The following is a 17,713-nucleotide window of genomic DNA, read 5'->3' as shown; positions in this document are numbered from 1 at the left end:
AGCCCTAAAGAAAAAGGCCAGTCTCAATGAGACTGGCCTTTCTTGATAGAACTTGTGCTTACTCGCGGAAAAGCGCTTCGATATTCAGTCCCTGAGTCTGCAGAATTTCACGCAGACGACGCAGACCTTCAACCTGAATCTGGCGAACACGTTCACGAGTGAGACCAATTTCACGGCCCACATCTTCCAGTGTCGCAGCTTCGTACCCCAGCAGACCAAAACGACGTGCCAGCACTTCACGCTGCTTGGCGTTCAGTTCGAACAGCCATTTGACGATGCTCTGTTTCATATCATCGTCTTGCGTGGTGTCTTCCGGACCGTTTTCCTTTTCATCGGCCAGAATATCCAGCAACGCTTTTTCGGAATCGCCACCCAGCGGGGTGTCTACCGAGGTAATACGCTCGTTGAGTCGGAGCATACGGCTGACGTCATCAACCGGTTTATCCAGTTGTTCAGCAATCTCTTCTGCACTCGGTTCGTGGTCCAGTTTATGCGACAACTCACGCGCGGTACGCAGATAGACGTTCAGCTCTTTTACAATGTGAATCGGCAGTCGTATCGTACGGGTTTGGTTCATAATCGCCCGTTCGATCGTCTGGCGGATCCACCAGGTTGCGTATGTTGAGAAGCGGAACCCACGTTCCGGGTCAAACTTCTCGACGGCACGGATAAGCCCTAAATTGCCCTCTTCAATCAGGTCCAGCAATGCCAGACCACGATTGCCATAACGACGAGCAATTTTCACCACCAGACGCAGGTTACTTTCAATCATGCGACGGCGAGATGCGACATCTCCACGCAGTGCGCGACGCGCAAAATAAACTTCTTCTTCGGCTGTTAACAGTGGTGAATAACCAATCTCACCAAGGTAAAGCTGAGTCGCGTCCAACACACGCTGTGTGGCCCCCTGCGATAACAGCTCTTCTTCAGCCAGGTCGTTATCACTGGGTTCCTCTTCACTCAAGGCTTTTTCATCAAAAGCCTCTACTCCGTTCTCATCAAATTCCGCATCTTCATTTAAATCATGAACTTTCAGCGTATTCTGACTCATAAAGGTGGCTCCTACCCGTGATCCCTAACGGAACTAGCACGTGAAAGCCTGGTTCCGCCTAATTATCGCTGCGGTAAATAGCGCAGCGGGTTTACGGATTTCCCCTTGTAACGAATTTCAAAATGCAAGCGTGTTGAACTGGTTCCGGTGCTACCCATGGTAGCTATTTTCTGCCCCGCCTTGATTTCTTGTTGTTCCCGGACCAGCATTGTATCGTTATGGGCGTAGGCGCTCAGGTAATCATCGTTATGTTTGATGATAATAAGATTACCGTAACCACGCAGCGCATTACCGGCATAGACGACGCGTCCATCTGCGGTCGCGACAATAGCCTGTCCTTTGCTGCCTGCAATGTCGATCCCTTTATTGCCACCTTCGGTAGCCGCAAAGTTTTCGATCACTTTGCCGTCAGTCGGCCAGCGCCATGTAGAGATTGGCGAGCTTGTCGACGTTGAGCTTGCAGTTGATTCGGTTGTGCTAACTGCTGGAGCCGTTACAGGCGCTGTGACCACAGTCCCAGCAGGCTTGTTGTTCGGCAACATTTTGTTAGCACTTTGTTCACCTGAATCCTCAGAATACGTAATTGTTGGTTTCGAAGCAACAGCAACGGTGGAATTTTGTGCAGGGTTGGTCACAACTCCTTGCTGTGCTGCATCCGCCTGGGTGATGGCATTGCCACCGGTAATCGGTGCACCAGACGCGTTGCCCACTTGCAGAGTTTGACCGACATTCAGGCCATACGGGGCCGGAACGTTATTGCGTTGTGCGAGGTCACGGAAATCGTTCCCGGTGATCCAGGCAATATAGAAAAGGGTATCGCCTTTCTTAACAGTATAGGTACTGCCGCCCGTGTAGCTACCTTTCGGAATATTCCCATACTTACGATTGTATACAATACGACCGTTTTCCATCTGCACAGGCTGTTGAGCAACAGGCTGGATTTGCGTTGGCTGTGTAGTTGGTTGCTGCACCGACTGGATCTGTGGCGTCTGCTGTACTGTCGACGTCGAGCCCATTTTGGGTGGAGGCGTAATCAGCATGCCAGAACTGGTGTTCGTTGATGCACTACCGTTAACCGAGCTGACCGGCGCTGGTGGATTCGAGGTGTTTGAACAACCAGCCAACCATAGTGAAACCAGTGACAATGCCGCAATGCGGCGAACGGTAAATTTGTGGCTTCCCGCGCTCATTTATCCCCCAGGAAAATTGGTTAAAACCAGTGACGTAATCACCGTGCAAGGCCCCGTCACAATACGCTTACTCTTTCGAGAATAACCAGGAAAACTCCAGGTATTCAGCAGCGCTATCTACGCAAGCTCCCCTTTCACTAAGGGAACGAAACGTACGGCCTCCACGGTATCGATAATAAATTCGCCTCCCCGACGACGCACCCGCTTCAGAAACTGGTGCTCATCGCCCACGGGTAAGACGAGAATGCCGCCCTCATCCAGTTGCATCATCAATGCGGTTGGGATCTCGGGCGGCGCTGCCGTTACAATGATAGCGTCAAACGGAGCTCGCGCCTGCCAGCCTTGCCATCCATCACCATGACGGGTCGAAACATTATGTAAATCAAGCTGCTTCAGGCGGCGACGCGCCTGCCATTGCAAACCTTTAATGCGCTCAACGGAGCACACATGATGCACCAGGTGCGCCAGAATCGCCGTCTGGTAGCCAGAGCCAGTACCAATTTCCAGCACCCGAGACTGCGGCGTTAGCTCAAGCAGTTCGGTCATTCGCGCAACCATATAAGGCTGCGAAATCGTCTGCCCCTGACCAATCGGCAGGGCAATATTGTCCCAGGCCTTATGTTCAAACGCCTCATCAATGAATTTTTCACGCGGCACGGCGGCGAGCGCATCGAGGACAAGCTCATCTCTGATGCCCTGCGCACGTAATTGTTCAAGAAGAGTGTGTACGCGTCTGCTTACCATTGCGTGTCGACTCCCACGCTGTCTAACCAGTCAGAAACCACCTCATGCGCGCCGTATGCGGTTAAATCGACATGCAGCGGCGTGATAGAAACATAGCCTTCATCGACGGCGGCAAAATCCGTATCCGGCCCGGCGTCGCACTTTTCGCCCGGTGGCCCGATCCAGTACAGCGTATTACCGCGTGGGTCCTGCTGTGGAATAACCTGATCCGCCGGATGGCGACTGCCGCAGCGCGTGACGCGAATACCTTTAATCTGATCCAGCGGTAAATCCGGCACGTTGATATTCAAAATGCGACCGGTGCGCAGCGGTTCACGACCCAGCGCCCGTAAGATACGACAGGTTACTGCGGCAGCAGTATCGTAGTGTTTATGGCCATCAAGTGAGACAGCCAGCGCCGGGAACCCCAGATGACGACCTTCCATTGCCGCCGCAACGGTACCGGAATAGATAACATCATCACCCAGATTAGGACCCGCATTAATACCAGAAACGACAATGTCCGGACGCGGACGCATTAATGCGTTCACGCCCAGATAGACGCAGTCGGTGGGCGTACCCATTTGTACGGAAATATCGCCGTTATCATAGGTAAAGGTGCGAAGTGAAGATTCCAGCGTCAGCGAGTTAGACGCGCCACTGCGGTTACGATCCGGGGCAACCACCTGTACGTCAGCAAACTCACGCAGCGCTTTCGCCAGCGTTTGTATACCGGGTGCGTGGACCCCATCATCGTTACTCAGCAATATACGCATAATCACCCATTGTGTTAATAAGTTCCCTTACAACACTGGTGGCGAAGCTACCTGCCGGTAGCCAGAAGCGTAACTCGACGGTTACGTCATCCCACCAGTTCCAGCTCAATTGTTGTGGATACAGCAACATAGCGCGACGCGACGCGTCGACTTTCTCGCGCAATAACAGAGACTGCAGCGCGGTTTCATCAGCAACAGCGGCTTTTTCAAACGCCAGTGCGTCGCGCTGAGTTCCCCACTCACCGCTGCCCGGTAATGCCGCTGTGATCATCAATTCTTTCTCATCGACGCGACGCTGTAATTCAGTGTGTTCTTCCTGTGTGGCGACAAACCAGCTTCCGCGTCCGGATAATTGTAGCGCATCGCCGTCAACAACTTGATTAAAGTCTGTTTTTTTCAAGCGTTCACTGACTATCTGATTAAACAACGCGCTACGGGCCGCCGACAACCAAAAACTGCGTTTATTGCGATCGCGCACCGGCGCATCGCTTTGTGCCCAGCGCAGCGCCCCTTGCAGGTTGCTACCGCCAATACCAAAACGCTGAGCGCCAAAATAGTTCGGTACGCCGCGTTCGCTAATCGCCTGCAAACGCGCTTCAACGTCATTTCGCTCGCTCACTTCACGCAACACCAGCGTAAATTCGTTGCCTTTCAGCGCCCCTAAACGCAGCTTACGCTTGTGGCGCGCGTACTCCAGAACTTTACAGCCTTCGAGCTCAAATTTGCTTAGATCAGGCATTGCATTGCCCGGTACACGCGCGCACAGCCACTGTTCCGTGACCGCATGCTTATCTTTCTGCCCAGCAAAGCTCACTTCACGGGCGTGAATTTTCAGGAATTTCGCCAGCGCGTCAGCCACAAAACGGGTGTTACAACCGTTTTTCAGGATGCGCACCAAAACATGCTCGCCTTCGCCATCCGGTTCGAAGCCTAAATCTTCGACGACAACAAAGTCTTCCGGATTCGCTTTCAGGACGCCATGGCCCAGTGGTTTGCCATGGAGATACGTCAGATCGTCAAACACAGTCATTTCGGTGCCTTAATGAGTAACGCCACTGCTTCACAGGCAATCCCTTCCCCACGCCCGGTAAAACCGAGTTTTTCCGTGGTGGTCGCTTTCACGTTAACATCATCCATATGGCAGCCGAGATCTTCGGCAATAAACACGCGCATTTGCGGAATGTGCGGCAGCATCTTCGGTGCCTGAGCAATAATTGTCACATCCACATTACCAAGCGTATAGCCTTTGGCCTGAATACGCCGCCAGGCTTCTCGCAATAATTCACGACTATCGGCACCTTTAAAGGTCGGGTCGGTGTCAGGGAAGAGTTTACCGATATCCCCCAGCGCAGCCGCGCCCAGCAGAGCATCGGTTAGCGCGTGTAACGCCACATCGCCATCAGAATGCGCCAGCAATCCTTTTTCATACGGGATGCGCACACCACCAATGATAATTGGGCCTTCTCCGCCAAAAGCGTGTACGTCGAAACCGTGTCCAATTCGCATTATGTCTTCTCCTGGTGGGTAGTCCGGGTCAGATAAAATTCGGCCAACGCCAAATCCTCTGGACGCGTTACTTTAATATTATCAGCCCGTCCTTCAACGAGCTGAGGATGTAAGCCGCAATATTCCAGCGCCGAGGCCTCATCCGTAATGGTTGCGCCTTCGAGGAGCGCACGGGTCAGGCAGTCGTGCAACAGCTCGCGAGGGAAAAACTGCGGCGTCAACGCGTGCCATAAATCGGTGCGATCGACCGTATGGGCAATGTCTGTTCGGCCCGGCTCCGCGCGCTTCATCGTGTCGCGTACTGGTGCCGCCAGGATCCCGCCGGTGCGGCTGGTCTCACTGATTGCCAGCAAACGGGCTAAATCATCCTGGTGCAGACACGGACGCGCGGCGTCATGCACCAGTACCCAACTGGCCTCACCTGCGGCTTGCAAACCGGCAAGGACAGAATCGGCACGCTCGTTGCCGCCATCCACTACGGTAATTTGCGGATGCGCGGCGAGTGGAAGTTGGGCAAAGCGGCTGTCGCCTGGGCTGATAGCGATAACGACTCGCGTCACCCGGGGATGAGCCAGCAGCGCATCAACCGAGTGTTCAAGAATGGTTTTATTGCCAATAGAGAGGTACTGCTTAGGACACTCTGTTTGCATTCGGCGGCCAAACCCGGCAGCCGGCACCACGGCGCAAACGTCCAATAAAGTGGCTGCCATGTTAAATCCCTGGACGGTTTATCGATTGTTTTGCCCTGCAGTCTGAGCGCGTTTAGACGCGTCAGGCACCAGACGATAAAAGGTTTCGCCCGGCTTAGTCATGCTGAGTTCGTTGCGCGCGCGCTCCTCAATAGCCTCTTGTCCGCCATTGAGATCGTCAATTTCGGCAAAGAGCTGATCGTTACGTGCTTTAAGTTTCGCGTTCGTAGCTTGCTGCGCAGCAACATCATCGTTGACGCGACTATAGTCATGTATGCCGTTCTTACCGAACCACAGCGAATACTGCAGCCAGACCAATAAAGCCAGCAACAGCAGCGTTAGTTTACCCATCCTGCCCCCTGAAAAACGGCATTAACATCCCATAACTTCCGCAGACAACTTTACATCAACGGTCGGGAATGCCGCGACAACGCGGGCAAATGTACCACATTTGCCCGTTGTTACGTATACCCCGTGTAAGGAGAACATAATCTCATTGTTGGTTACGGTTTGAATTATGACCAGAGAGTGAACTACATCAGCGATTGTTAAAAAAAGGCGTTTGCCTAACCCAACAACCACAGAAATAGCGCGCCAAACATCGCCCCAACCACCAGTAGGGTGCAGGTAATGCTCAGCAGCAACAGCCCCTTCAATAGGGAGTGCAGCGCAATACCCGCGACAATCGCCACGGGCAGCAATGCGAGGAAAAAGGGCCAGGTATAAATGAAGAAAAAGAGTGTGTTAGGGCCATAAATCAGAAACGGAATCCCCAGCGCCAACAGCCACGCGATAAAGCCGACCACAGCACCCGGTAGTGACCAGGTGGTTTCATCGTCGGCGGCGAAGGTATCTGACTCTGTAATAGTAATGTTATGGCTGTTACGCATATCTAATCCTGTGACCGTGACTGACCGGGCATACAAGCTCGGGTGTCTCAGGATCTGATAATATCTTCCTGCCTCAGCAGGTCTAATAATTGGGGTACCAAATTTGTTACCAATTGTTCACCATCAAGATGAATCTCTGGCGATTCAGGCGCTTCGTATACCGAATCAATTCCGGTGAAATTGCGCAACTCACCCGCCCGCGCTTTTTTATACAGCCCTTTTGGATCGCGTAATTCGCACGTTGCCAGCGGCGTATCCACAAAAACCTCAATAAAACGCCCTTCACCAACGCGTTCACGGACCATTTTGCGTTCGGCGCGATGCGGAGAGATAAAGGCGGTCAACACCACAAGGCCCGCGTCCACCATCAGGTTAGCCACCTCGCCAACCCGACGAATATTCTCCTTACGATCGGCATCGCTAAACCCAAGATCGCTGCACAGGCCGTGGCGCACGTTATCGCCATCCAACAAATAGGTACTCACTCCCAGCTTGTGCAACGCCTCTTCCAGCGCCCCTGCGACCGTGGATTTACCGGAACCAGACAGCCCGGTAAACCACAGCACAACACCACGATGACCGTGGCGTTGTTCCCGCTGTTGCGGTGTAACAGGATGGGCATGCCAGACGACGTTTTCGTCATGCAGCGCCATTATTTTCCTCCCAGCAGATCGCGCGCGCCCCAGTGCGGGAAATGGCGACGCACTAACGCATTAAGCTCCAGCTCAAACGCGCTGAACTGAGAAGCCGCGGCGTGATCCTGGACGATTGGCTCACGTACCAGCCCCGCGCCAACGGTAACGTTGGTCAGGCGGTCAATGATAATCAGCCCGCCCGTAACCGGATTCTGCTGATAGGTATCCAGCACCAGCGGCTCATCAAAAGTCAGATTAACCAGACCGATGCCGTTTAGCGGCAACGCTTCAACATCACGTTGGGTCAGGTTATTAATATCAATCTGGTACTGCACGTTATCAACGCGTGCGCGGGTCTTCTTACCGGCGACTTTGATGTCGTAGCTCTGCCCAGGCGACAACGGTTGTTCCGCCATCCACACCACATCAACGGCAGCGCTTTGTACCGCAGGTAACGCTTCACCGGCATCAAGTAGCAGGTCGCCACGGCTGATATCGATCTCATCTTTCAATACCAGGGTGATCGCTTCACCCGCATGTGCTTGCTGTAAATCGCCATCAAAGGTTACGATCCGCGCCACGCTCGACTCAACGCCGGATGGCAGCACTTTGACGCGTTGCCCTACCTTCACACTACCGGAGGCCAGCGTCCCGGCATAACCACGAAAATCCAGATTAGGTCGGTTCACATACTGCACCGGGAAGCGCATCGGCTGAGTATCAACTATGCGCTGGATCTCAACGGTTTCCAGTACTTCCAGTAGCGTCGGACCGCTGTACCACGACATGCTGGCGCTTTGTGAAGCCACGTTGTCGCCTTCCAGTGCAGAGAGCGGCACAAACCGGATATCCAGGTTGCCCGGCAACTGTTCAGCAAAAGTAAGATAGTCTTCGCGAATGCGGTTAAATGTCTCTTCGCTAAAGTTCACCAGATCCATTTTGTTGATCGCCACCACCAGGTGTTTGATCCCAAGTAGCGTGGAGATAAAGCTGTGACGACGGGTCTGATCCAGCACGCCTTTACGCGCATCGATCAGCAGGATCGCCAGGTCGCAGGTCGACGCACCGGTCGCCATGTTGCGGGTGTACTGCTCATGGCCGGGAGTATCCGCAATAATAAATTTACGCTTCTCGGTAGAGAAATAACGGTAAGCCACGTCGATGGTGATGCCCTGCTCGCGCTCGGCTTGCAAGCCGTCAACCAATAACGCCAGATCGAGCTTTTCGCCCTGAGTACCGTGACGTTTACTGTCGTTGTGCAGCGATGAAAGCTGGTCTTCATAAATCTGACGCGTGTCGTGCAGCAGGCGACCAATCAGGGTGCTTTTCCCGTCATCCACGCTACCGCAGGTTAAAAAACGCAGCAGGCTTTTGTGTTGCTGGGCGACCATCCAGGCTTCAACGCCGCCTTCATTAGCAATTTGTTGTGCAAGTGTCGTGTTCATGGCGGCTCCTTAGAAATACCCCTGACGTTTCTTCAGCTCCATGGAGCCCGCCTGGTCGCGGTCAATCACGCGGCCCTGACGTTCACTGGTGGTTGAGACCAGCATCTCTTCGATGATTTCAGGCAGCGTCTGCGCATTCGACTCCACCGCGCCTGTTAACGGCCAGCAGCCGAGCGTACGGAAACGCACCATGCGTTTTTTAATCACTTCCCCCGGTTGCAGATCGATTCTGTCGTCATCAATCATCATCAGCATGCCGTCGCGTTCCAGCACCGGACGCTCCGCCGCCAGGTACAGCGGCACGATGTCGATATTTTCCAGCCAGATGTACTGCCAGATATCCTGTTCAGTCCAGTTGGAGAGCGGGAATACGCGAATGCTTTCGCCTTTGTTAATCTGTCCGTTGTAGTTATGCCACAGTTCCGGACGCTGATTTTTAGGGTCCCAGCGATGAAAACGATCGCGGAAAGAATAAATGCGCTCCTTGGCACGCGATTTCTCTTCGTCACGACGAGCGCCACCGAACGCGGCGTCGAAACCGTATTTGTTCAACGCCTGCTTCAACCCTTCGGTTTTCATAATATCGGTATGCTTGGCGCTACCGTGAACAAACGGGTTGATGCCCATCGCCACCCCTTCCGGGTTTTTATGCACCAGCAGTTCACAACCGTAGGCTTTCGCCGTGCGGTCACGAAACTCGTACATCTCGCTGAATTTCCAGCCGGTATCAACGTGCAGCAGAGGGAACGGCAACGTGCCAGGATAAAACGCTTTACGCGCCAGATGCAGCATTACGCTGGAATCTTTGCCGATGGAATACATCATCACCGGATTCGAAAACTCGGCGGCCACCTCACGAATAATATGGATGCTTTCCGCTTCCAGTTGCCGCAGGTGGGTAAGTCGTTTTTGATCCATAACCGTTCCTATGTAATGCCGTTATTTTGCTAACGATGCTCAGATAACCTGACTATAGGGAGGGCAAGAGGGCGAATGAAATTACGAATTGGAATGAGTAGTTCCTCAAAGGAATAACGATCCGGAAAAGCAAATATCAAAAAGTGCTTAAGCTACCGAATTTAGGGCATTTAGGAGCAAATGAAATTGTTTTACCTCGATCACGGTTTCATACTAGCGGCTAAAAATTTCTGCTTGGTATTTAAGGACTCATTATGTTTTCCGCAACGCGCCCCCTTCTTGCAATCCTGGCGCTCGGCGCGTGCTTTACCCTTCCCGCACAGGCAACATCTTCCAAACCTGGAGATATCGCAAATACCCAGGCTCGATATATCGCAACGTTTTTCCCAGGCCGCGTAACGGGCTCTCCGGCAGAAATGTTGTCTGCTGATTATATTCGCCAGCAATTTCAGCAGATGGGCTACAGCAGTGATATTCGAACGTTTAATAGCCGTTATGTTTATACCGCCAAAAATAACCGTAAAAACTGGCATAACGTCACGGGAAGTACCGTTATTGCCGCACATGAGGGTAAAGCGCCACAGCAGATTATTATCATGGCGCACCTCGACACCTACGCCGCACAGAGCGACGCCGATTCCGATGCCAATCTGGGTGGATTGACCCTGCAAGGTATTGATGACAACGCCGCAGGACTTGGCGTGATGCTGGAACTGGCGGAAAAACTCAAAGACGTGCCGACGCAGTACGGCATTCGATTTATCGCCACCAGCGGCGAGGAAGAAGGCAAACTGGGCGCGGAGAACATCCTGAAGCGAATGAGCGCCGCCGAGAAGAAAAATACGCTGCTGGTTATCAACCTCGATAACCTGATCGTCGGCGATAAGCTCTATTTCAATAGCGGTAAGAAAACCCCGGAAGCGGTGCGAAAATTGACGCGCGACCGGGCACTGGCCATCGCGCACAGCCGCGGTATCGTAGCCAGCACCAATCCGGGACTGAACAAAAACTATCCGAAAGGTACTGGATGTTGTAACGACGCAGAGGTCTTCGACAACGCAGGCATTGCCGTGCTCTCCGTTGAAGCAACCAACTGGAGTCTGGGCAAGAAAGATGGCTATCAACAGCGCGCCAAAAGCGCCTCGTTCCCGGCAGGCAACAGCTGGCACGATGTGCGACTGGATAACCAGCAGCATATCGATAAAGCCTTACCGGGCAGGATAGAGCACCGTAGCCGCGACGTGGTACGCATTATGCTCCCGTTGGTAAAAGAACTGGCAAAGGCGGGAAAATCCTGAAGAAGAAGTCCGGTAATATGTAAACATTACCGGGCTTTTATCTTTTACCCTTCATGCAATCCGCACTCGCGCTTCAATCCGAAGAACCGCGTCTCTTCTTCCGCCATACCCGGCTCCCATTTGCGGGTGGTATGGGTATCACCAACTGACAGATAGCCCTGATCCCACAGTGGATGGTATTTCAGGCCGTGCTTTTGCAGATACTGGTAAAGGGTACGGTTGTCCCAGTCGATGATCGGCAGCACTTTAAACACGCCGCGCTGGATAGCCAGCACCGGCAAATGCGCCCGACTGCCCGACTGTTCGCGGCGCAGACCGGCAAACCAGGTTTGCGCATTGAGTTCTTTAAGCGCGCGGTTCATCGGCTCGACTTTGTTGATCTCATTGTATTTCTCAATGCCTTCAACGCCCTGCTCCCACAGTTTGCCGTAGCGCGCTTCCTGCCAGGCCGCGCTCTCCTTCGCCCGGTAGACTTGCAGATTAAGCTTGAGCTTGTCCGTTAACTCATCAATAAACTGGTAGGTTTCCGGGAACAAATAGCCGGTATCGGTGAGGATCACCGGGATATCCGGGTGAACCTGATTCACCAGGTGCAGGCTTACTGCCGCCTGGATACCAAAGCTTGATGACAGTACATATTCACCAGGCAGGTTTTCCAGCGCCCACGCCACGCGCCCTTCGGCGTCCAGCTTTTCGAGCTGTGCGTTGGTTTCCGCCAGCGCCAGAATGCGGTCGACTTTTGGCAGGTCATTAAGGGCGTTTAGATCGAGTACGGACATAATTACCTCTCGTGGTTACTCCCAGAAATCCCGGGCGGGATCGAGCACCGGGCGAATGATGCCCGCACGCACCGTAAAATCACCGAAGCCTTCACCCGCTTCGCGCTCTTTCGCCCAGCGCCCAACCAGTTCGTCAACGGAGTCGAGAATTTCCGATTCCGTAATATTTTCGCGATACATACGCGGAATGCGCGTGCCCATGCGGTTACCGCCAAGGTGTACGTTGTAGCGCCCCGGCGCTTTACCCACCAGGCCCAGTTCCGCCAGCATCGCGCGGCCGCAGCCGTTCGGGCAGCCTGTAACGCGCATCACGATATGCTCGTCAGGAATGCCGTGTTTTTCGAGAATAGCTTCCACTTTATCAGTGAACGATGGCAGGAAACGTTCGGCTTCCGCCATCGCCAGCGGACAGGTCGGGAACGACACGCAGGCCATCGAGTTTTCACGCTGCGGCTTCACCGCATTCATCAATCCGTGATCGCGCGCCAGCTTCTCGATCTTCGCTTTTTGGCTTTCCGGCACACCAGCAATGATCAGGTTCTGGTTGGCGGTGATGCGGAAATCCCCTTTGTGGATCTTCGCGATCTCCAGCAGGCCGGTTTTCAGCGGACGGCCCGGATAATCCAGGATACGGCCGTTTTCAATAAACAGCGTCAGGTGCCAGTTATTGTCGATCCCTTTTACCCAACCAATACGATCGCCGCGACCGGTGAACTCGTACGGGCGGATCGGCTCAAATTTAATACCCGCGCGACGCTCCACTTCCTCTTTGAACGTGTCGATACCAACGCGTTCAAGCGTGTATTTGGTTTTGGCGTTTTTACGATCGGTACGATTACCCCAGTCGCGCTGCGTTGTCACCACAGCTTCTGCTACCGCCAGGGTGTGCTCCAGCGGCAGATAGCCGAACTCGCTCGCGGTGCGGGCGTAGGTTTTCTTATTGCCGTGCTCAATCGACAAACCACCGCCGACCAGCAGGTTAAAGCCCACCAGCTTGCCGTTTTCGGCAATCGCCACGAAGTTCATATCGTTGGCGTGCAGATCGATGTCGTTCTGCGGCGGGATTACGACCGTGGTTTTAAACTTACGCGGCAGATAGGTTTGACCGAGGATCGGCTCTTCGTCGGTGGTCGCAACCTTCTCCTGATCCAGCCAAATTTCTGCATAGGCGCGAGTACGCGGCAGCAGATGTTCGGAGATCTTCTTCGCCCATTCATAGGCTTGGGCGTGCAGCTCGGACTCGTACGGGTTAGAGGTACACAGAACGTTACGGTTCATGTCGTTGGCGGTCGCCAGCGCGTCCAGCCCGACCGAATGCAGCATCTGGTGTACCGGCTTAACGTTCTTCTTCAGAATGCCGTGAAACTGGAAGGTCTGACGGTTGGTCAGACGAATGCTGCCGTAAATCGTGTTGTCATGGGCGAACGTGTCGATCGCCTGCCACTGTTTGGTGGTGATCACCCCACCCGGCAGACGGCAGCGCAGCAGCATCGCGTGACGCGGCTCCAGCTTTTGCTCGGCTCGTTCGGCGCGGATATCGCGGTCATCCTGCTGGTACATACCGTGAAAACGGATCAGCAGGAAGTTGTCGCCTTTGAAGCCGCCGGTCAGGCCGTCGTTTAAATCTTCGGCAATCGTACCGCGCAGATAGTTGCTTTCCAGCTTCATACGCTCAGCGTCGGACAGCTTGCCTTCGACCACCAATGGTCCTGGGTATTTTTCGCTCATTAGTAGACATCTCGCTGATAACGGCGCTCAATGCGCAGCTCACTTAAAAATTCATCCGCCGCTTCGATATCCATAGAACCGAATTCGGCAATCACTTCCAACAAAGCCTGCTCAACGTCTTTCGCCATGCGATTGGCGTCGCCGCAGACATAAATGTGGGCACCGTCGTTTATCCAGCGCCACAGTTCCGCACCTTGTTGGCGCAGTTTATCTTGTACGTAGACTTTTTCTTTTTGATCGCGCGACCAGGCGAGATCGATACGGCTCAGTACGCCCTCTTTGACGTAACGCTGCCATTCCACCTGGTACAGGAAATCTTCGGTAAAGTGTGGGTTGCCAAAAAACAGCCAGTTTTTGCCTTCGGCTCCGTCAGCCGCACGCTGCTGCATGAATGCACGGAACGGCGCAATCCCCGTGCCCGGTCCAATCATAATCACCGGTGTCTGCGGGTTAGCCGGCAGGCGGAAGTTATCGTTGTGTTCGATGAACACGCGCACTTCACCCTCTTCTTCCACGCGATCGGCGAGGAAACTGGACGCGCCACCAGCACGGGCACGACCTTCAATGTCATAACGCACCACGCCCACGGTGACGTGCACTTCGCTTTCCACTTCCGCCTGGGAAGAGGCAATAGAGTACAGGCGCGGCGTGAGTGGACGCAGAAGATCAACCAACGTTTGGGCATCCAGCTGCGCCGGAGAGAAACGCACCATATCGACGATTGGCGTGGTTGCGGCGTAATGCTGCAACTGTACCTTATCACCCACCAGCGGCAGCAGGGATTCGCTACGGGTTAAAGTGGCATAGTTCTCGACGATATTGCCGGTGTTAACCGTCAGCTCGAAATGCCACTGCAGCGCTTCGGTGAGCGACAGGGTTTTGCCGTCAACCGTGACCGGCTCATCTCCTTTCAGCCACAGCAATTCAACCAGCTCTTTGACCAGTGCCGGATCGTTCTGATACCAGACTCCTAAGGCATCGCCCGGCTGGTAGCGCAGGCCGGAATCGCCGAGATCGATTTCAATATGACGCACATCTTTTTCCGAGTCGCGACCGGTGATTTTCTGATTCACCGCAAGCGACGCCGTCAGCGGCGCTTCTTTGGTGTACGGGCTGGTGTGTACTTCGTTTACCGCACCGCTCGCAGCAACTTGCACAGACGATGCCGCAGGCGCACGCGCTTTCAGGACATCAACCAGACGGGCACGCCATTCGGCTGCCGCGCCCTGGTATTCGACGTCGGCATCCACGCGGTCAAGCAAACGTTCTCCGCCCAGCTCAGCCAGTTTTGCATCGAAGTCTTTTCCTGACTGACAGAAAAACTCGTAAGAAGTGTCACCAAGACCAAACACGGCAAAAGCGGTGTTATCGAGCTTCGGCGCTTTTTTCGAGAACAGGAATTTATGCAACGCTACGGCTTCTTCCGCCGGTTCACCTTCCCCTTGCGTCGACGCCACTACGATCAGCAATTTCTCATTGGCGATTTGTTTGAATTTATAGTCGCCAGCATTGATGAGAGTGACGTTGAGCTTTGCAGCGATCAGATCATCGCGCAGAGCTTCCGCCACACGACGCGCATTACCGGTTTGCGAGGCGGAGATAAGCGTAATGCCAGGCATTTCAGCAGCAGGCGCAGGAGTCGCCGCATTGCTGCCTGGCTGCTGATTCAGCACGCCCCAAAAATAGCCAGAAACCCACGCAAGCTGTGCGGGAGTGAAATCAGTCGTGGCCGCCTGAAGGCGTGCCAGTTGCTCCGGGTTTAGCGGTAGCAGAGCGGAAGGTGGGACCTGTGTCGTCATGCGTTGTCATGTTCCAGTAAGCAAAGCGGATTTCAGCAATAAAACCCAAACTGAAGATAAGGTTAACGGCGGGGATAGTAACAATTAAAGAAGGGATAGAAATAACAAATAACCAAATGAACTAACCTGTTTTAGTTATAGTTATTAACAGCAAAACAGATTGGATAACCATATGATATATCAATAATTATTAAATATTACCATCATGAATAGGTCGTTCTGATACTCAGCGCCCTTTTAACTAATGATAAAATTCGCTCTTTACGGTACCCTACGGCGGTTTTTCGCATTCTTGAGAGTAAAAAATGTCCACCACCTTGTTTAAAGATTTCACCTTCGAAGCCGCTCACCGCCTGCCGCATGTACCGGAAGGGCATAAGTGTGGCCGCCTGCATGGTCACTCATTTATGGTGCGTCTTGAAATTACCGGTGAAGTCGATCCGCATACCGGTTGGATCATGGATTTTTCTGAGTTAAAAGCCGCGTTTAAGCCAACTTACGACAGACTCGATCACTACTATCTGAACGATATTCCCGGCTTAGAAAACCCAACCAGTGAAGTTCTGGCCAAATGGATTTGGGATCAGGTTAAACCGGTTGTCCCTCTGCTGAGTGCCGTAATGGTGAAAGAGACCTGCACAGCAGGCTGCGTGTATCGCGGGGAATGATTGTATCGTCTGTGGCAACGGTCAATTTTCCTTAACTAACACTCTGTTAGGGTTATGTGCTCTGGATATCTGGAGCACAACATGTCTGACGATTTCGATATTATTATTATCGGTGCAGGGATAGCGGGCACCGCTTGTGCTTTACGCTGCGTGCGAGCAGGACTGTCAGTTTTGCTTATTGAACGCGGCGAGCTTCCCGGCAGTAAAAACCTTTCCGGCGGGCGTCTGTATACTCACGCGCTCGGTGAACTTCTTCCCCACTTCCAACATTCAGCCCCACTTGAACGCCGAATTACCCAGGAAAATCTCTCGCTGTTAACTCGCGATGGCGCAACGACGTACTCCAGCCTGCAACCGGATGGAGACTCATGGAGCCTGCTGCGCGCCCGCTTCGACCCGTGGTTTGTCGCCCAGGCCGAGGCCGAAGGCGTACAGTTTATCAGCGGTGTGACGGTCGAGGCGCTCCATATCGAAGAGGGCAGAGTCTGCGGCGTTATTGCCGATAACGAGACGCTGCGCGCCCGTTATGTGGTACTGGCGGAAGGGGCAAACAGCGTACTGGCCGAGCGCTACGGATTCCTGCCGCGTCCCTCGACAACCGCAATGGCATTAGGCATTAAAGAGACTTTGGCGCTGGATAAATCGTTACTTGAGGAACGTTTCCGCTTATCCAATGACGAAGGCGCGGCAATGCTGTTCAGTGGCAATATTTGTGGCGAGCTTCCCGGCGGCGCGTTTCTCTATACCAATCAAGATACGCTCTCTCTGGGCGTGGTTTGTCCGCTCTCCTCTTTGGCACAGAGCGATGTCCCGGCGGCTGAACTGCTGGAGCGGCTCAAGACGCATCCGGCGTTACATCCGCTCCTCAGGGGCAGTGAAACGCTGGAATATGGCGCACATCTGGTACCAGAAGGCGGCCTGCACAGCCTGCCCGTACAGTACGCCGGAGACGGCTGGCTGCTGGTGGGTGATGCGCTGCGCAGCTGTGTGAATACCGGTTTGTCCGTTCGCGGCATGGATATGGCGCTCATTGGTGCTCAGGCTGCGGCGCAAACATTGATTAACGCCTGCCGGAAACGCGAGCCGCAAAATCTGTTTCCGGCTTATCACCACGACATCCAGCACAGCCTGCTGTGGGACGTTCTGCAACGTTACCGGGATGTTCCGGCGTTGCTCCAGCGCCCCGGATGGTATCGTCAATGGCCCATGCTGATGGAGGCTATTTCCCATGAAATCTGGCATCAGGGCGACCGCCCGGTAGCCCCGCTGCGCCAGATTGTCTGGCGTCAGTTTCGTCGTCACGGCCTGCGTCATCTGGCAGGCGATATCATCAGGAGCTTACGATGTCTGTAGCCCGTAACGTCTGGCGTCCCGCCGACATTTCACATATTGTTCCTGCGACCGTTATTGACAGCGAAACGGCACAACGGCTGATCGCATCCTGCCCCGCCGGACTGTTTTCTCTTACGGCGGAAGGTGAGCTACGGGTCAACTTTCGCGGCTGCCTGGAGTGCGGCACCTGTCGACTGCTGTGTGATGAAAAAACGCTGCAACAGTGGCGCTACCCCGCGTCCGGCTTTGGCATCACTTACCGATTTGGATAATTTAATAGGATAAT

The 17,713-nt window shown here is 53.8% G+C and carries 20 protein-coding genes; 5 read left to right on the top strand and 15 right to left on the bottom strand.

Annotated features, from left to right (window positions below):
* Positions 1-58: 58 nt before the first annotated feature.
* Both rpoS and nlpD read right to left on the bottom strand, forming a co-directional pair.
* Positions 59-1,051, bottom strand: coding sequence for an RNA polymerase sigma factor RpoS (gene rpoS / locus HV352_RS04815; RefSeq protein ID WP_000081498.1), 993 nt, complete (start codon positions 1,049-1,051; stop codon positions 59-61).
* Between the two features lie 62 nt (positions 1,052-1,113).
* Positions 1,114-2,196: a murein hydrolase activator NlpD gene (gene nlpD, locus HV352_RS04810; protein ID WP_230330220.1), complete on the bottom strand. Its 1,083-nt coding sequence runs from the start codon at positions 2,194-2,196 to the stop codon at positions 1,114-1,116.
* Here nlpD and HV352_RS23635 point away from each other — a divergent pair.
* Positions 2,099-2,326, top strand: coding sequence for a hypothetical protein (locus HV352_RS23635; RefSeq protein ID WP_223307949.1), 228 nt, complete (start codon positions 2,099-2,101; stop codon positions 2,324-2,326). The two genes, nlpD and HV352_RS23635, sit on opposite strands and share 98 nt — an antisense overlap.
* A 32-nt stretch (positions 2,327-2,358) precedes the next feature.
* Here the strand turns inward: HV352_RS23635 and HV352_RS04805 are convergent, their stop codons facing one another.
* The 10 genes from HV352_RS04805 to cysD all read right to left on the bottom strand — a co-directional run bounded on the left by HV352_RS04805 (position 2,359) and on the right by cysD (position 9,823).
* Positions 2,359-2,985 (bottom strand): protein-L-isoaspartate(D-aspartate) O-methyltransferase, encoded by a 627-nt coding sequence (locus tag HV352_RS04805; protein ID WP_003034172.1) that lies wholly within the window; start codon positions 2,983-2,985, stop codon positions 2,359-2,361.
* Complete coding sequence (surE, locus tag HV352_RS04800) at positions 2,979-3,740, bottom strand: 5'/3'-nucleotidase SurE (protein ID WP_181598937.1); 762 nt, start codon at positions 3,738-3,740, stop codon at positions 2,979-2,981. The genes HV352_RS04805 and surE overlap by 7 nt, the downstream gene beginning before the upstream one ends.
* Positions 3,721-4,770, bottom strand: coding sequence for a tRNA pseudouridine(13) synthase TruD (truD, locus tag HV352_RS04795; RefSeq protein ID WP_016154208.1), 1,050 nt, complete (start codon positions 4,768-4,770; stop codon positions 3,721-3,723). Before truD ends, surE begins: the two co-directional genes overlap by 20 nt.
* Positions 4,767-5,246 carry a 2-C-methyl-D-erythritol 2,4-cyclodiphosphate synthase gene (ispF, locus tag HV352_RS04790; RefSeq protein ID WP_016154209.1) on the bottom strand — a complete coding sequence of 160 codons (480 nt, stop codon included), beginning with the start codon at positions 5,244-5,246 and terminating at the stop codon, positions 4,767-4,769. Before ispF ends, truD begins: the two co-directional genes overlap by 4 nt.
* Positions 5,246-5,956 (bottom strand): 2-C-methyl-D-erythritol 4-phosphate cytidylyltransferase, encoded by a 711-nt coding sequence (gene ispD, locus HV352_RS04785; RefSeq protein WP_046274807.1) that lies wholly within the window; start codon positions 5,954-5,956, stop codon positions 5,246-5,248. The genes ispF and ispD overlap by 1 nt, the downstream gene beginning before the upstream one ends.
* Positions 5,957-5,974: 18 nt before the next feature.
* Complete coding sequence (gene ftsB, locus HV352_RS04780) at positions 5,975-6,286, bottom strand: cell division protein FtsB (RefSeq protein ID WP_003034163.1); 312 nt, start codon at positions 6,284-6,286, stop codon at positions 5,975-5,977.
* A gap of 215 nt (positions 6,287-6,501) precedes the next feature.
* Positions 6,502-6,825, bottom strand: a complete 324-nt coding sequence (locus tag HV352_RS04775; RefSeq protein ID WP_016154211.1) for a DUF3561 family protein — start codon at positions 6,823-6,825, stop codon at positions 6,502-6,504.
* Between the two features lie 47 nt (positions 6,826-6,872).
* Positions 6,873-7,478 (bottom strand): adenylyl-sulfate kinase, encoded by a 606-nt coding sequence (gene cysC, locus HV352_RS04770; protein WP_019077557.1) that lies wholly within the window; start codon positions 7,476-7,478, stop codon positions 6,873-6,875.
* Positions 7,478-8,905, bottom strand: coding sequence for a sulfate adenylyltransferase subunit CysN (cysN, locus tag HV352_RS04765; RefSeq protein WP_115190298.1), 1,428 nt, complete (start codon positions 8,903-8,905; stop codon positions 7,478-7,480). The genes cysC and cysN overlap by 1 nt, the downstream gene beginning before the upstream one ends.
* 9 nt (positions 8,906-8,914) lie before the next feature.
* On the bottom strand, positions 8,915-9,823 hold the full coding sequence (cysD, locus tag HV352_RS04760) for a sulfate adenylyltransferase subunit CysD (protein ID WP_003034152.1): 909 nt from the start codon (positions 9,821-9,823) through the stop codon (positions 8,915-8,917).
* Between the two features lie 254 nt (positions 9,824-10,077).
* Here cysD and HV352_RS04755 point away from each other — a divergent pair, with 254 nt between their 5' ends.
* Positions 10,078-11,121: an aminopeptidase gene (locus HV352_RS04755; RefSeq protein ID WP_181635238.1), complete on the top strand. Its 1,044-nt coding sequence runs from the start codon at positions 10,078-10,080 to the stop codon at positions 11,119-11,121.
* Between the two features lie 44 nt (positions 11,122-11,165).
* Here HV352_RS04755 and cysH read toward each other — a convergent pair whose 3' ends face one another.
* The 3 genes from cysH to cysJ are packed head-to-tail and all read right to left on the bottom strand — an operon-like array spanning position 11,166 to position 15,427.
* Positions 11,166-11,900, bottom strand: coding sequence for a phosphoadenosine phosphosulfate reductase (gene cysH / locus HV352_RS04750; RefSeq protein ID WP_049268518.1), 735 nt, complete (start codon positions 11,898-11,900; stop codon positions 11,166-11,168).
* A gap of 15 nt (positions 11,901-11,915) precedes the next feature.
* The gene (gene cysI, locus HV352_RS04745; RefSeq protein ID WP_016154216.1) at positions 11,916-13,628 is read right to left on the bottom strand and encodes an assimilatory sulfite reductase (NADPH) hemoprotein subunit; all 1,713 of its coding nucleotides are present in this window, start codon (positions 13,626-13,628) and stop codon (positions 11,916-11,918) included.
* Complete coding sequence (cysJ, locus tag HV352_RS04740; protein ID WP_181635237.1) at positions 13,628-15,427, bottom strand: NADPH-dependent assimilatory sulfite reductase flavoprotein subunit; 1,800 nt, start codon at positions 15,425-15,427, stop codon at positions 13,628-13,630. The genes cysI and cysJ overlap by 1 nt, the downstream gene beginning before the upstream one ends.
* 305 nt (positions 15,428-15,732) lie before the next feature.
* On the opposite strand from cysJ, the gene queD reads away from it, so the two are divergent.
* From queD to HV352_RS04725, 3 genes are all read left to right on the top strand, one after another.
* Complete coding sequence (gene queD, locus HV352_RS04735; protein ID WP_043017394.1) at positions 15,733-16,095, top strand: 6-carboxytetrahydropterin synthase QueD; 363 nt, start codon at positions 15,733-15,735, stop codon at positions 16,093-16,095.
* An 81-nt stretch (positions 16,096-16,176) separates the two neighbouring features.
* On the top strand, positions 16,177-17,448 hold the full coding sequence (locus tag HV352_RS04730; protein WP_181635236.1) for an FAD-dependent oxidoreductase: 1,272 nt from the start codon (positions 16,177-16,179) through the stop codon (positions 17,446-17,448).
* Entirely contained in the window at positions 17,439-17,699 is a 261-nt protein-coding gene (locus HV352_RS04725; RefSeq protein WP_131379969.1) for a ferredoxin family protein, read from the top strand. Before HV352_RS04730 ends, HV352_RS04725 begins: the two co-directional genes overlap by 10 nt.
* Positions 17,700-17,713 lie beyond the last annotated feature (14 nt).

This window comes from Citrobacter sp. RHBSTW-01044, from assembly GCF_013781945.1.
In the GTDB taxonomy this organism is placed as follows: domain Bacteria; phylum Pseudomonadota; class Gammaproteobacteria; order Enterobacterales; family Enterobacteriaceae; genus Citrobacter; species Citrobacter braakii.
Note: the sequence above shows the minus strand (reverse complement) of the source record. Positions and strands in the feature narration are given on the sequence as shown.

Coding starts and splice junctions, on each gene's coding strand:
- rpoS (WP_000081498.1), bottom strand. CDS start 1,051: ATGAGTCAGAATACGCTGAAAGTTCATGATTTAAATGAAGATGCGGAA.
- HV352_RS04805 (WP_003034172.1), bottom strand. CDS start 2,985: ATGGTAAGCAGACGCGTACACACTCTTCTTGAACAATTACGTGCGCAG.
- surE (WP_181598937.1), bottom strand. CDS start 3,740: ATGCGTATATTGCTGAGTAACGATGATGGGGTCCACGCACCCGGTATA.
- truD (WP_016154208.1), bottom strand. CDS start 4,770: ATGACTGTGTTTGACGATCTGACGTATCTCCATGGCAAACCACTGGGC.
- ispF (WP_016154209.1), bottom strand. CDS start 5,246: ATGCGAATTGGACACGGTTTCGACGTACACGCTTTTGGCGGAGAAGGC.
- ispD (WP_046274807.1), bottom strand. CDS start 5,956: ATGGCAGCCACTTTATTGGACGTTTGCGCCGTGGTGCCGGCTGCCGGG.
- ftsB (WP_003034163.1), bottom strand. CDS start 6,286: ATGGGTAAACTAACGCTGCTGTTGCTGGCTTTATTGGTCTGGCTGCAG.
- HV352_RS04775 (WP_016154211.1), bottom strand. CDS start 6,825: ATGCGTAACAGCCATAACATTACTATTACAGAGTCAGATACCTTCGCC.
- cysC (WP_019077557.1), bottom strand. CDS start 7,478: ATGGCGCTGCATGACGAAAACGTCGTCTGGCATGCCCATCCTGTTACA.
- cysN (WP_115190298.1), bottom strand. CDS start 8,905: ATGAACACGACACTTGCACAACAAATTGCTAATGAAGGCGGCGTTGAA.
- cysD (WP_003034152.1), bottom strand. CDS start 9,823: ATGGATCAAAAACGACTTACCCACCTGCGGCAACTGGAAGCGGAAAGC.
- HV352_RS04755 (WP_181635238.1), top strand. CDS start 10,078: ATGTTTTCCGCAACGCGCCCCCTTCTTGCAATCCTGGCGCTCGGCGCG.
- cysH (WP_049268518.1), bottom strand. CDS start 11,900: ATGTCCGTACTCGATCTAAACGCCCTTAATGACCTGCCAAAAGTCGAC.
- cysI (WP_016154216.1), bottom strand. CDS start 13,628: ATGAGCGAAAAATACCCAGGACCATTGGTGGTCGAAGGCAAGCTGTCC.
- cysJ (WP_181635237.1), bottom strand. CDS start 15,427: ATGACGACACAGGTCCCACCTTCCGCTCTGCTACCGCTAAACCCGGAG.
- queD (WP_043017394.1), top strand. CDS start 15,733: ATGTCCACCACCTTGTTTAAAGATTTCACCTTCGAAGCCGCTCACCGC.
- HV352_RS04730 (WP_181635236.1), top strand. CDS start 16,177: ATGTCTGACGATTTCGATATTATTATTATCGGTGCAGGGATAGCGGGC.
- HV352_RS04725 (WP_131379969.1), top strand. CDS start 17,439: ATGTCTGTAGCCCGTAACGTCTGGCGTCCCGCCGACATTTCACATATT.